We start from the raw sequence: 12,015 nt of genomic DNA, 5'->3' as shown, positions 1-12,015 counted from the left end.
TGGCCTGGACACCATGGATAACTCCCGCCCTGGGTTGTTTCTAGGGATGATTCTGTCTACTTAAGCCGGATATGGCAATTAATGCCAGGGTGTGAAGACCATCGGCTCCGGCAATCCTGTCAAAGCAGATACAGAATCCCGTAGAGGACCACCCAGATTCCATCGACGAAGTGCCAATAAAGTTCGGCCGCTTCCAGGCCGAAATGGTCACTGGCGCTGATCCGCCCTCCTGCTCTGGTCTGCAGGGCCACGATGGTGATGCAGATCACACCGAGGGTCACGTGTAGGCCGTGGAAGCCGGTCAGGGCGTAGAAGGTGCTGGCAAATAGGTTGTCGGTGAGGCTGAAGGGCAGGCTGAAATACTCCACCATCTGACCGGCGAGAAATGCCGCGCCCAGAGCTGCGGTGATGGCCAGCCATAGCCGGCTGGCGCCCAGGTTGCCGCCCCTGCACTCCTTGCCTGCCCGGTGGAAGGTGAAGCTGCTGATGATCAGCACCACGGTATTGATCGTCGGGAGCAGCAACTCGAGTTCGTAATTGCCCCCTTCCGGCAGGGGATTCACGGCCCGGAAGGTGAGGTAGGCGGCGAAGAAGCCGGCGAAGGTCATGCCGTCGGCCACCAGGAAGGTGGCCAGGCCAAACAGGCGGAAATCGCCGTGGCCCCCAGCTTCAGCTGGGGTGTCGCCATGGAGGCTGGTGCTGGTGTCCTGAAGGGGGGCGGTGCTGGTCATGGGGTGACCTCTTCCTTTTGACCGTAGCCGTAGGGTTCGGTAACTAGGGGAGCCTCTCCGAGCCAGTTTTCAACCGGCGGTGGCGAGCTGGTCAGCCATTCCGGGGTCAGGGCGTTCCAGGGGTTGTCACCGGCCACTTTGCCGTTGATCGCCGTGAGCACGACGTTGATCAGCAGGGGCAGGGTGCTGATGGCCATCAACAGGGCGCCCACGCTGCTGATCTGGTTGAGGGTGGTGAAGGCCGGGTCGTACTCGGCCACCCGACGCGGCATGCCGTTGAGGCCAAGCCAGTGCTGGGGGGCAAAGCAGAGATTGAAACCAATAAAGGTGAGCAAGAAGTGGAGCCGGCCCAGATCTTCGTTGAGCATGCGGCCGGTGAATTTGGGATACCAGTGATAGAGGGAGCCGAAGATGACGAACACGGTGCCGCCATAGACGATGTAGTGGAAATGACCCACCACAAAGTAGGTGTCATGCACGTGAATGTCGAAGGGCACCTGGGCCAGGGCTACGCCGGTGATGCCACCAAAGACAAAGTTGACGATGAAGGCGCAGGAAAACAGCATTGCCGAGTTCAAGGCGATCTTGCCGCCCCAAAGGGTGGCAAGCCAGTTGAAGAATTTGATGCCGGTCGGCACGGCAATAAAGGAGGTGGCGATAGTGAAGAAAAGGCGCATCCAGGGGGGGGTGCCGCTGGTGAACATGTGGTGGGCCCAAACGATCAGGCCCAGGAAGACAATCGCCATGATCGAATACACCATCGTGGTGTAACCAAATAGCGGTTTGCGGGCATGAACCGGCAGGATCTCGCTCACCAGGCCGAAGGCTGGCAGCACCATGATGTAAACCGCCGGGTGGGAGTAGAACCAGAACAGGTGCTGATAAACCACCACGTTGCCGCCCAGGGCCGGGTTGAAGAAGCCTGTGTGGGCAATGATGTCAAAGCTCAGCAGAATCAATGTGCCGGCAAGCACTGGCGTTGAGAGCACCACCAGGATGCTGGTGCCAAGCATGGCCCAGCAGTACATGGGCAGCTGCATCAGTTTCAGGCCTGGCCGCCGCAACTTGAGCACGGTGGCAATGAAGTTGATGCCGCCAAATATGGAACTGCCGCCAAGCAGCAGCACACTCAGGATCCACACCACCTGACCCGCCGCCGGGGTCGTGAGGCTCAGGGGTGGATAGGCGGTCCAGCCAGACTGGGCTGCTGCCCCGGCAATGAAGTAACTGCTGATCAACAGAATTCCGGCGGGGGGAATCAGCCAGAAAGCCACCGCATTGAGGCGGGGGAAGGCCATGTCCCGGGCGCCCACGTAGAAGGGAATCAGGTAGTTACCGAAGCCCCCGTTAACAACCGGCACGATCCAGAGGAAAATCATCACCGTGCCGTGCAGGGTGAGCACTTCGTTGTAGGTTTCGCGGCTGACGAAATCGGAGATAGGGCTGGCCAATTCGGTGCGGATCACACCGGCCAGGGCCCCGCCGATCAGATAGAAGATGAAGCCGCAAACCAGATATTGCAGGCCAATCACCTTGTGGTCGAGGCTAAAACTGAAATACTTGAGCCAGCCCTGGGGCTGAAGGCTGCCATTGAAATCACTTGGATTGGCAAGGGTCATGGCTATTCAGGTAGTGGTGGTGCTGATCGGGCTGTTCTGCTGCAGCCAGGCGCTGTAGGCCTCCGGCTCATGCACCACGACATTGGAGCGCATGCCTCCGTGGTACGGACCACAGAGTTCGGCGCAGACGATTGGGTAGCTGCCCGCCCTGGTGGCCGTGAAGGAGAGCACTGTCGGCTGGCCGGGGATGATGTCCTGCTTGAGCCGGAACTGGGGCACCCAGAACGCGTGGATCACATCTTTGGCCTCCATGTGCAGTTCAACCGATTGGCCGGCGGGCACATGTAATTCTCCACTGGTGATGTTTGCGTCCGGGTAGTGAAAGATGAAGGCAAATTGCATGGCGGTCACTTCCACCGGCAATACCTTGCCCACACTTGGCGCATCCATTCCGGCTGCTCCGATCCCCCCCCAAACTCTGGACGATGCCGAGGCCTGCATGGCTGGCTGGGCCATGGCTGCATGATCCATGGCCGAGTGGTCATTGAGGGCCACCATGCCGCCCATGCGCTCGTAGATGTCGTAGCTGTAGATACCTACAAACAGCACAACCACGGCGGGGATGGCGGTCCAGACGATTTCGAGGGGCAGATTTCCTTCGATTGCCAGTCCGTCGCTCAGATCACCGCTGCGACGACGGAATTTGAACAGGCTGTAAACCAGCAGGATCACGATGCCGACAAACAGCATGGTGCCAATGCTGAATAAAACCTTAAAAAGTGAGTCGTAGGTGGCTGCGTTGCTGCTGGCGCCGACGGGCAACATGTTGACGTTGTTGCCTACCCAAAGCCCTGTGAGCACAAGGGCTGTGGCGGCCGTCAGCACAGTCAAGGTGGTGCGGATCTGCACGCTTAGCGCAAAGCTTTTCTCCAGCCTATGGCTCAGGAGCGGTGGCTGCGCAGGGGAAGTTGCATTGGTTGCCAAACCAATGGACCCACTCCTCGATATGTGCGGGATTGCTGATCCCTTGCTCTGATCGACCTGGCTAACTTGTGCCCACTCAAGTGCCGGTCGTTGCCATGGCAGCGAATCCTCAATCCGATATTGGGCCTGGATCAGATCCGGTCCTCCTCCAGCGCCTCAGCCTGCTGGCCTCCCACCTGGTAGTGGCCCTGGTGGCCCTGGTGGGCATAGGCGGTGCCACCCGGGTAATGGAGGCGGGCCTGGCCTGTCCAGACTGGCCCCTTTGCTACGGCCAGTTCCTGCCCGGCCGCCAGATGAACGTCCAAGTTTTTCTGGAGTGGTTCCATCGGCTCGATGCCTTCGTGGTCGGCGTTGCCCTGCTGGTGCTCACCGCAGCCAGCTACGTGTTGCGCCGCCGCCTACCTGGCTGGCTGCCCTGGGCCGCCGCTGGGTCCCTGCTCCTGGTAGCTGTCCAAGGGGCCCTCGGGGCCCTGACCGTCAGCCAATTGCTGGCCTCCCCCCTGGTGACGGCCCACCTGGCTGCCGCCCTGTTGCTGGTGGCCCTCTGCAGTGGCCTCTACCAGAGGCTCGCCATTGTTGGTCGGGATCTTGCTGCCCCGCCCCTGTGGTGGCTGGTTCTGGCGGCAATCGCTATGGGGTTGGTGTTGGCCCAATGCCTCCTGGGCGGCTCCATGGCCAGCCAATGGGCCGCTGACCAATGCCTCAGTCAGGGCAATGGCTGCTCCTGGCTACTGGCCCATCGCCAACTGGCAATGCCGGCCGCTCTGGCGGTGCTGTCCCTGGCGGCCACGACCCCACTATTGCCGCGGGGCCTTGGCCAATTGCCCGCCCTGGCCCTAGCTGCCGCAGGCCTGGTGGGGTTGCAGGTGGCCCTGGGGGTCTGGACCTTGAAGCTCCAGCTCCAGGCACCCCTGGTAACAATTGGCCACCAGCTCACTGCCGCCCTGCTGGTAGGCCTGCTGGCAGCCGTGCTGGCCCGTTGCCTTGGCAGCCCTGGCAAAGCGGTGTCCTCTGTCCGGCTGGCGCCGGAGGTGATCCATGGTTAGTGCAACCGTTGTTGCCCCGGGGCCGGCCCCGATACGCCCCTCTGTGCAGCTTCCCGCCTGGCTGGAGGTGGCCAAGCCCCGCTTGATTCCCCTGCTGCTCGCCACCACCCTGGGCGGGATGGCCCTCAGTGGCGGCGGCTCCCTTTCAGCCCGCACCATCGCCTGCACCCTGGTGGGAGGCAGCCTGGCTTCAGCAGCGGCCGGCGTTCTCAACTGCCTCTGGGAACAAGACCTCGACGGCCGCATGCAGCGCACCAGTCGTCGCGCCCTGCCCTCTGGCCGCCTGGCCCAGCGCCAGGCCTTCGCCCTGGCCATCGGGCTGACGCTGCTTTCGGTTGTGGTGCTTGTGTTCGGCGTCAACCCATTGGCTGCAAGCCTCTCCCTGCTGGGGCTCTGCAGTTACGTGTTGCTGTACACCGCCCTGCTCAAGCCCCGCACCAGCCAAAACATTGTGATTGGCGGCGTCGCCGGGGCAATCCCGCCCCTGGTGGGAGCTGCAGCCGCCACCGGCGCCCTGGGTTGGTCCTCCTGGTGGCTTTTTTGTCTGGTGATGCTGTGGACGCCAGCCCACTTTTGGGCCCTGGCCCTGCTGCTCAAGGATGACTACCGCTCCGTCGGCATTCCGATGCTGCCGGTGGTGAAGGGGGTGCTGGTCACCACCAGGGCCATCAGTCACTACGCCTGGGCCACGGTGGCCTTCAGCCTGCTCGGGGTGCTGGCCCTGCCCAGTGGTGGCCTGCTCTATGGCCTGATGGTGCTGCCCTTCAACGCCCGCCTGTTGCAGCTCAGCTCCCAGCTGCGCCGGGATTCGGAAAACCCCCAGCGGGCAAAGGCCATGTTCCGCTGGTCAATTTTCTATCTCTTTGGCATCTGCCTGCTGCTGCTGATCGCCCGATTGCCCCAGGCAGCCCTGCTGGGTCCAGAGCTCCTCAACGTCCGGCTGGTCATGCTGCCTACATTGGTTGGCTGATTGGGGCGCCCTGGCTCGGTGATCGAACTGCAGCAGCTCTGCAAGCGTTACGGCGGCGGAAGGCGGGGCCAGGGGGTGGTAGCCCTCGATCAGCTCTCCCTGGAGGTGCCAGCCGGCTGTCTCTACGGCTTGCTTGGCCCCAATGGCGCCGGCAAGACCACCGCCCTGCGCATCCTCTGCACCCTGCTGGCCCCCGACAGCGGCCTGGTGCGGGTTGGGGGCTTGGATGCCCTGAGCGACCCCCGGGCCGTGCGGCGTCTGCTGGGCTACGTGGCCCAGGAGGTGGCGATCGACAAGATCCTCACCGGCCGCGAGCTGATGCGGCTGCAGGGAAACCTCTATCACCTGCCTTGGCGGCTAAGTAGCCAGCGAATTGACGAGTTGATCGAGTTGCTCGGCATGGCCGACTGGATCGACCGCCGTTGCGGCAGCTATTCCGGCGGTATGCGGCGCCGCCTCGATCTGGCGGCCGGGCTGCTGCATCGGCCCCAGGTACTGGTGCTCGATGAGCCCACCGTGGGCCTCGACATCGAGAGTCGGGCCGTGATCTGGGCGGTGCTGCGCCAGCTGCGCGACGGCGGCACCACGGTGCTGCTCAGCAGCCACTACCTCGAAGAGGTGGATGCCCTGGCGGATCAGCTGGCCATCATCGAAGCCGGCCGGGTGATCGCCCAAGGCGCCCCTGCCGAATTGAAGGCTGCCCTGGGCGGGGATCGGGTCACCCTGAGGGTGCGGGAGTTCAGTGACGCCGAAGAGGCTGAGCGGGTGCGTGCCCTGCTGCACGCCTGTGCCGGCGTGCGCCAGGTGGTGGTGAACCAGTCCCAGGGCTATTCCCTCAACCTGGTGATCGAGCATGACGGTGTGGTGGAGCAGCTGCGCCGCCAGCTCTCGGCAGCCGACCTGCCGGTGTTTGCCCTGGCCCAGAGTCGCCCCAGCCTCGACGATGTCTATCTCCAGGCCACCGGCCGCACCATGATGGATGCGGAGCTGGCCGTAGCTGGTAGCCGAGATCCCAAGGCCGAACGCAAAGCGAGCATGTGATGACGATCTCCCCTTCCCCCTCTCCAGTCACCTCTTCTCCTGCCCCCTCAGCCCTGGCCGAGATCAGCCAGGAAACTCTCGCCCTCACCGGCCGCCTGTTTGTGCAGCTGCAACGCCGACCCTCCACCCTGGTGGCCGGGGTGTTGCAGCCGCTGATCTGGCTGGTGCTGTTTGGAGCCCTGTTTGCCAAGGCCCCGGCGGGTCTACTGCCTGGCGGCATCAGTTACGGACGCTTCCTCGGGGCAGGCGTGATTGTTTTCACCGCCTTCAGTGCGGCCCTCAATGCCGGCCTGCCGGTGATGTTTGATCGGGAGTTCGGCTTCCTCAACCGGCTGCTGGTGGCGCCCTTGCGCTCCCGCAGTTCAATCGTGTTTGCTTCGGTTCTCTACATCACATCCCTCAGCCTGGTGCAGAGCCTGGCGATCATGGGCACCGCAGCCCTGCTGGGCTACGGCTGGCCAGGGGCAGGGGGCCTGCTGCTGGTGCTGGTCACCCTGCTGCTGCTCGTGTTTGCCGTCACTGCCCTGAGCCTGGGCCTGGCCTTCGCCCTGCCCGGGCACATCGAGCTGATAGCGGTGATCTTTGTGGCCAACCTGCCCCTGCTATTTGCCAGCACTGCACTGGCTCCGCTGTCGTTCATGCCCACCTGGCTCGGCTGGCTGGCGGCCCTCAATCCCCTGACCTTTGCGATCGAACCGATTCGCGCCGCCTATGCAGGGGAGCTCTCCCTTTCAGCGGTGGTGTTGGAAGCACCCTTTGGCACCATGACCACCGCAACCTGCCTGGTGGTCCTGGCGGTGCTGGCGGCAGGACTGTTTCTGTTGATTCGGCCGTTACTCGATCGCAAGCTCTCCTAGTCACCCCTGGCCCGGTGCGCAGTCAGGCTGGGGGCTGTCAGGCTAGGGTCTGTCAGGCTGGCTAGTGCGGTAGATCTTCCCCAGGGAGGCCCAGTGGTGGCAGAAGTTAGGCCCAATCCGAGCGGCCTGATCGTTTCGGTTCAGGCTCCGGAGGGTTCCCCCATGCGCCACCCCGATGTGATCGCGGCCATGGCGGAGGCAAGTCTGCGCAATGGTGCCCGCGGCGTGCGGCTGGAAAGCCCGGAACATATCGGGGCGGTGCGACGTCGCTGCCCCGATGCCCTGATTGTGGGCCTGTGGAAGCGCAGCTTCCCCGACAGCTCGGTGTACATCACCCCGGGCTGGCAGGAAATCCTTGCGGTGTGGGGCGCGGGGGCAGATGTGATCGCCCTTGACGCCACCGAGCGGGTAAGGCCAGGCGGCGAGGAGTTGGAGCAGCTGATCGGCCGGGCCAGGCGGGAGCTGGGGGCGCCGCTGATGGCCGATGTCGACAGCGTTGCCAATGGTCTGCGGGCCGCCGCCCTTGGCTGTGACTGGGTGGGAACCACCCTGTATGGCTATACGGAGGCAACGGCTGCCCTGAGCCCACCGGCTTGGAAGTTGCTACCGCTGCTCAGGCAGCAACTGCCCCCTGGGGTGAGCCTGGTGTGCGAAGGGGGCATCGCCAGCCCCCAGCAGGTGCGTCAGGCCCTCGATCAGGGTGCAGACCTGGTGGTGGTGGGCACCGCCATCACCGGAGTTGACCTCCAGGTGGCGGCCTACGTGCAGGCCTGCTGCTAGGGCTCACATCATCCCGGGCATTCCCATTCCGCCCATACCACCCATTCCGCCCATACCACCCATTCCACCCATACCACCCATTCCACCCATGTCGCCGCCGGCGGCGGGGGCTTCGGGTTCGGGCTTGTCGACGATTACCACTTCAGTGGTGATCAGCATCGAAGCGATTGAAACCGCATCTTGGAGGGCCAAGCGCACCACCTTGGCGGCATCGAGGATGCCCGCGCTGAGCAGGTCTTCGTAGACGCCGGTGAGGGCGTTGTAGCCCTTGCCCAGGCGCAGGATCTCGTTGGCCACCACGGCCCCGTCGGCGCCGGCATTGTGGGCGATCTGGCGCACGGGTTCGGCCAGGGAGCGCTGCACGATGCCAACGCCGGTGCGCTCATCGCCCTGGCTGGAAGCGGCCAGGCTATCCAGGCCCTGGGCCAGCTCAAGCAGGGTGCAGCCTCCGCCAGCAATGATGCCTTCCTCCACGGCTGCGCGGGTCGCATTGAGGGCATCCTCGATGCGCAGCTTGCGGTTTTTCAGCTCGGTTTCGGTGGGGGCGCCCACCTTGATCACGGCCACACCCCCGGCCAACTTGGCGATCCGCTCATTGAGCTTCTCGCGGTCGTATTCGGAATCGGTGTTGTCAAGTTCGCGCCGGATCGAGGCCACCCGGTCGGCAACGGCGGCCTGGTGGTCACCGTTGGCCACGATCGTGGTGCTGTCCTTGGTGATGGTGATGCGGCGCGCCTGGCCGAGTTCGGCCAGGCCGGTCTTATCCAGGGTCATGGCCTGGTCTTCGCTGACCACGGTGGCGCCAGTCAGGATGGCGATGTCACCCAACATGGCCTTGCGGCGATCACCGAAGCCCGGGGCCCGCACGGCGGCCACCTGGAGCACACCGCGGTTTTTGTTCACCACCAGGGTGGCCAGGGCTTCGCCTTCCACCTCCTCGGCCAGGATCAACAGGGGCCGCCCGCCCTTGGAAACGGCCTCGAGCACGGGCACCAGGTCGGCGATCGTGCTGATCTTGCGGTCCGTGATCAGGATCAGGGCGTTTTCGAAGACGCATTCGCGCCGCTCCTGGTCGGTGACGAAGTAGGGGGAGCTGTAGCCCCGGTCGAAGGCCATGCCTTCGGTGATCTCCAGCTCGGTGGCCAGGGAGGTGGATTCCTCCACCGTGATCACGCCGTCGGCGCTGACTTTGTCCATGGCCTCGGCGATCATTCGGCCGATCTCTTCGTCGTTGCCGGAGCTCACGGTGGCCACCTGGCGGATCGCCTCCCCGGCGACGGCCTGGGCGCGGGCGGCAATTCCCGTGACGATCTGGGCGCAGGCCCTCTCCATTCCCTTGCGCAGGCCCACCGGGTTGGCGCCGGCGGCCACGTTCTTGAGGCCCTCGCGCACCATGGCCTGGGCCAGCAGGGTGGCGGTGGTGGTGCCGTCGCCGGCGGTGTCCTTGGTTTTGCTGGCCACCTGCTGCATCAGCTTGGCGCCCACGTTCTCGAAGGGATCCTCGAGCTCGATCTCCTTGGCGATGGTGACGCCGTCATTGACGATGTCGGGGGCGCCAAATTTTTTCTCGAGTACCACGTTGCGGCCGCGGGGCCCGATGGTCACCTTGACCGCATCGGCCAGGGCATTGACACCCCTCTCGAGGGAGCCGCGGGAAGCGTCCGAGAAGCTGATCAGCTTGGCCATGGAGAGCGGTCGATTCGGGTGATTTCAGGGTCCCACAGCAGTCCCGCTCCACGCAGGGGGGTTGGGGTGGGGAAAGCCGAATCGATCCCCTCCTTGGGCTGCCGAATCCCGCCAGCCTCGATAGGGTCGACCTAAGCAGAAGGCGGGGAGATGGAGGATCTGCTGCAAACGGCCCTGGAAAGCGCAAACGAAGCGGTTGCGCTGGCGCCTGCCACCAGTGCAAATGCGATGGTGTTCGTAATGGTGGCGGTGTTCGGGGTGCTGATGGCCCTGGTGTACGTGCCGGTGAGGCTGTTCCTCACACTCACCGCCCGTAGCCGCCGTCTGCGCTTGCTGTTGAGAATTCGCCGGCTGCGCGAGGAGCTGGGTCAGCCGATCACCAATCCCTGAGGCCCTAGCGCATCACCATGCCGCCATCCACCTGCAGTACCTGGCCGGTCATGTAGGCGGCGGCGGGATCGGCGGCCAGGAAGCGCACGGCGCTGGCCACTTCGGCTGGCTGGCCCATGCGCCCCAGGGGGATGGCCGCCAGGATCGGCTCCTTGTTGAGCTCGGCGGTCATGTCGCTCTCGATGAAGCCGGGGGCCACCGCGTTGACGGTGACGCCGCGGCTGGCGAATTCGGCGGCGCTGCTGCGGGTGAGGCCGATTAGGCCCGCCTTGGCGGCGCTGTAGTTGGCCTGGCCCGGATTGCCCATCAGGGCCACGACCGAGGTGATGTTGATGATCCGGCCGGAGCGGGCCTTCAGCATCGTGCGGCTGACGGCCCGGGTGCAGAGGAACACGCCGGTGAGGTTGAGGTCGATCACGCTCTGCCAGTCGGCGGTTTTCATGCGCATCAGCAGGCCATCGCGGGTGATGCCGGCGTTGTTGACCAGCACATCGAGCCGGCCCTCCTTGGCCAGCACCGCCTTCACCATCGCCTCCACCTGCTCCTCCTCGGCCACGTTGGCCTGGTGGGCCCAGGCCCGGCCCCCGGCCGCGGCGATCTCGGCCACCACCGCTTCGGCTGCCTGCGGCGAGCTGGCGTAGTTGACAACCACCAGGGCCCCGGCGGCGGCCAGCTCCAGGGCTATGGCACGGCCAATACCCCTGCTGGCTCCGGTGACCAGGGCCACTTGGTCGGCCAGGGGAGCGGGGCTGGGCATCGCAGCTAGGGCTTCACTGGCGCTGATCGTATGGCGTGATCAGCCCAAGCCCAGGGCGGCCAGCACCTCGGCGCCCGTGAGCTGGCTGAGGGAGGTGGCGGAGCCCAGGCCCTGAACCCCGGCGCGCTTGGGCAGGCTGGTGGCCTCCCGGCCCAGGGCCACCAGCGGTATCCCCAGCAGCAGGGCCAGTTCAACCGTCAGCGGATCGCTGGCCAACACCACATCGACGCTGGCGATCTGGGCTGCCCGCTGACGTAGGGCCCCGGCCGTGGCGCCCCCCAGGGCCGCCTGGGTTCGCAGGTTGGGCAGTTTGATGCGGATCGCTGCCGGCAGGTCTTGCCACTGGCCGGCGGGCCAGTCGCCAGCCGCGCCTGAGGGGGCGAGCAGCAGCGCCGGCCCATCCCCGGCAGGCAGGGTGGCGGCGGCGGCGGCGAGATCTGCCTGGGCCAGGGTGAGGCGGAAGCTGTCGGCTTCAAGCCGCACCCCGATCGGTTGGAGATAGGCGGCGAGGGCCTGGTTGGGCCAGGTGTCAGCGCTGGGTGTGATCTTTTCGGTGGCGGAGAAACCACTGGCCGCAATTCGGGTGGGGATGTGGCTCAGGGACAGCATCAGGTCCATCTGGCGGCTGGGCGCCAGGTTGAAACACAGCTGAAAATCCGGCTCGCGCACCGATCCCATCAAGTTGGCCCAGTCGGCCAGGGTGGCCTGGTCGTAGGCGAAGGGCAGGGCCCGGCCCACCGCCGGATGCAGGCTCCAGATGGGCATGGCTGCCATCGGGCAGACCACCTGCACCTCGGCCTTGAGTTGGTCGGCCACCGCGGCGGCGGCGGCGAAACTCTGCAGCTGCTCGCTGCTGCTGCCCGGAATTAGAAACAGGGCGCGCATTGCAAGGGCATGGAGTCTGCGGCCTGATTGTATGGATTGGATCCGGTTTGACCCACTGAACGGGAGTTGCTTGTGCATTTGCTGATCGCCGCCGCCGGCAGCGGCCGCCGCATGGGGGCAGAGGGCAACAAGCTGTTGCTGCCTGTGGCGGGTCGGCCCGTGTTGGCCTGGACCCTGGAGGCCGCCCTGGCTTGCCCTGCCATCAGCTGGATCGGCATCGTCGGGCAGCCGCTGGATGGGGAGGCGATCGCCGCGATCGTGGCGGCGGCGTCTCCAGACCGGCCGGTCCGCTGGATCGTCGGCGGCGACACGCGCCAGGAGTCAGTGAG

The 12,015-nt window shown here is 65.0% G+C and carries 13 protein-coding genes; 7 read left to right on the top strand and 6 right to left on the bottom strand.

Translation table 11 applies throughout. The features are described from left to right. Positions 1 to 119: 119 nt before the first annotated feature. The 3 genes from KBZ07_RS09180 to KBZ07_RS09170 are packed head-to-tail and all read right to left on the bottom strand — an operon-like array spanning position 120 to position 3,199. Positions 120 to 731: a cytochrome c oxidase subunit 3 gene (locus KBZ07_RS09180; protein WP_254931327.1), complete on the bottom strand. Its 612-nt coding sequence runs from the start codon at positions 729 to 731 to the stop codon at positions 120 to 122. Next, positions 728 to 2,350 (bottom strand): cytochrome c oxidase subunit I, encoded by a 1,623-nt coding sequence (gene ctaD / locus KBZ07_RS09175; protein WP_254931326.1) that lies wholly within the window; start codon positions 2,348 to 2,350, stop codon positions 728 to 730. The genes KBZ07_RS09180 and ctaD overlap by 4 nt, the downstream gene beginning before the upstream one ends. 6 nt (positions 2,351 to 2,356) lie before the next feature. Next, positions 2,357 to 3,199, bottom strand: coding sequence for a cytochrome c oxidase subunit II (locus KBZ07_RS09170; RefSeq protein WP_396123985.1), 843 nt, complete (start codon positions 3,197 to 3,199; stop codon positions 2,357 to 2,359). Between the two features lie 170 nt (positions 3,200 to 3,369). On the opposite strand from KBZ07_RS09170, the gene KBZ07_RS09165 reads away from it, so the two are divergent. The 5 genes from KBZ07_RS09165 to KBZ07_RS09145 all read left to right on the top strand — a co-directional run bounded on the left by KBZ07_RS09165 (position 3,370) and on the right by KBZ07_RS09145 (position 7,968). Beyond that, positions 3,370 to 4,320, top strand: a complete 951-nt coding sequence (locus KBZ07_RS09165; protein ID WP_254931325.1) for a heme A synthase — start codon at positions 3,370 to 3,372, stop codon at positions 4,318 to 4,320. Continuing rightward, positions 4,313 to 5,290: a heme o synthase gene (locus KBZ07_RS09160; protein WP_254931324.1), complete on the top strand. Its 978-nt coding sequence runs from the start codon at positions 4,313 to 4,315 to the stop codon at positions 5,288 to 5,290. The genes KBZ07_RS09165 and KBZ07_RS09160 overlap by 8 nt, the downstream gene beginning before the upstream one ends. 18 nt (positions 5,291 to 5,308) lie before the next feature. Then, positions 5,309 to 6,331 (top strand): ATP-binding cassette domain-containing protein, encoded by a 1,023-nt coding sequence (locus KBZ07_RS09155; RefSeq protein WP_254931323.1) that lies wholly within the window; start codon positions 5,309 to 5,311, stop codon positions 6,329 to 6,331. After that, the gene (locus tag KBZ07_RS09150; protein WP_254931322.1) at positions 6,331 to 7,188 is read left to right on the top strand and encodes an ABC transporter permease; all 858 of its coding nucleotides are present in this window, start codon (positions 6,331 to 6,333) and stop codon (positions 7,186 to 7,188) included. The genes KBZ07_RS09155 and KBZ07_RS09150 overlap by 1 nt, the downstream gene beginning before the upstream one ends. 96 nt (positions 7,189 to 7,284) lie before the next feature. After that, positions 7,285 to 7,968 carry an N-acetylmannosamine-6-phosphate 2-epimerase gene (locus KBZ07_RS09145; protein ID WP_396123986.1) on the top strand — a complete coding sequence of 228 codons (684 nt, stop codon included), beginning with the start codon at positions 7,285 to 7,287 and terminating at the stop codon, positions 7,966 to 7,968. 3 nt (positions 7,969 to 7,971) lie between these two features. Here the strand turns inward: KBZ07_RS09145 and groL are convergent, their stop codons facing one another. Further along, complete coding sequence (gene groL / locus KBZ07_RS09140) at positions 7,972 to 9,654, bottom strand: chaperonin GroEL (protein WP_254931320.1); 1,683 nt, start codon at positions 9,652 to 9,654, stop codon at positions 7,972 to 7,974. A gap of 150 nt (positions 9,655 to 9,804) precedes the next feature. Here groL and KBZ07_RS09135 point away from each other — a divergent pair, with 150 nt between their 5' ends. After that, entirely contained in the window at positions 9,805 to 10,044 is a 240-nt protein-coding gene (locus KBZ07_RS09135) for a hypothetical protein (protein ID WP_254931329.1), read from the top strand. Between the two features lie 4 nt (positions 10,045 to 10,048). On the opposite strand, the gene fabG is transcribed toward KBZ07_RS09135, so the two are convergent. Both fabG and KBZ07_RS09125 read right to left on the bottom strand, forming a co-directional pair. Continuing rightward, the gene (gene fabG, locus KBZ07_RS09130) at positions 10,049 to 10,801 is read right to left on the bottom strand and encodes a 3-oxoacyl-[acyl-carrier-protein] reductase (protein ID WP_254931319.1); all 753 of its coding nucleotides are present in this window, start codon (positions 10,799 to 10,801) and stop codon (positions 10,049 to 10,051) included. A 39-nt stretch (positions 10,802 to 10,840) separates the two neighbouring features. Then, on the bottom strand, positions 10,841 to 11,686 hold the full coding sequence (locus KBZ07_RS09125) for a glycosyltransferase family 9 protein (RefSeq protein WP_254931318.1): 846 nt from the start codon (positions 11,684 to 11,686) through the stop codon (positions 10,841 to 10,843). Positions 11,687 to 11,758: 72 nt separating this feature from the next. On the opposite strand from KBZ07_RS09125, the gene KBZ07_RS09120 reads away from it, so the two are divergent. Next, the coding region (locus KBZ07_RS09120; RefSeq protein WP_254931317.1) for a 2-C-methyl-D-erythritol 4-phosphate cytidylyltransferase at positions 11,759 to 12,015 on the top strand (257 nt) is incomplete at its 3' end.

Source organism: Cyanobium sp. BA20m-14 (assembly GCF_024346295.1).
This window is presented reverse-complemented; position numbering and strand designations above follow the sequence as displayed.

Excerpts from the sequence above, each read along its gene's own strand:
- KBZ07_RS09135 (WP_254931329.1), top strand. The coding sequence starts at position 9,805 with ATGGAGGATCTGCTGCAAACGGCCCTGGAAAGCGCAAACGAAGCGGTT.
- KBZ07_RS09180 (WP_254931327.1), bottom strand. The coding sequence starts at position 731 with ATGACCAGCACCGCCCCCCTTCAGGACACCAGCACCAGCCTCCATGGC.
- KBZ07_RS09125 (WP_254931318.1), bottom strand. The coding sequence starts at position 11,686 with ATGCGCGCCCTGTTTCTAATTCCGGGCAGCAGCAGCGAGCAGCTGCAG.
- ctaD (WP_254931326.1), bottom strand. The coding sequence starts at position 2,350 with ATGACCCTTGCCAATCCAAGTGATTTCAATGGCAGCCTTCAGCCCCAG.
- KBZ07_RS09165 (WP_254931325.1), top strand. The coding sequence starts at position 3,370 with ATGGCAGCGAATCCTCAATCCGATATTGGGCCTGGATCAGATCCGGTC.
- KBZ07_RS09160 (WP_254931324.1), top strand. The coding sequence starts at position 4,313 with ATGGTTAGTGCAACCGTTGTTGCCCCGGGGCCGGCCCCGATACGCCCC.
- KBZ07_RS09150 (WP_254931322.1), top strand. The coding sequence starts at position 6,331 with ATGACGATCTCCCCTTCCCCCTCTCCAGTCACCTCTTCTCCTGCCCCC.
- groL (WP_254931320.1), bottom strand. The coding sequence starts at position 9,654 with ATGGCCAAGCTGATCAGCTTCTCGGACGCTTCCCGCGGCTCCCTCGAG.
- fabG (WP_254931319.1), bottom strand. The coding sequence starts at position 10,801 with ATGCCCAGCCCCGCTCCCCTGGCCGACCAAGTGGCCCTGGTCACCGGA.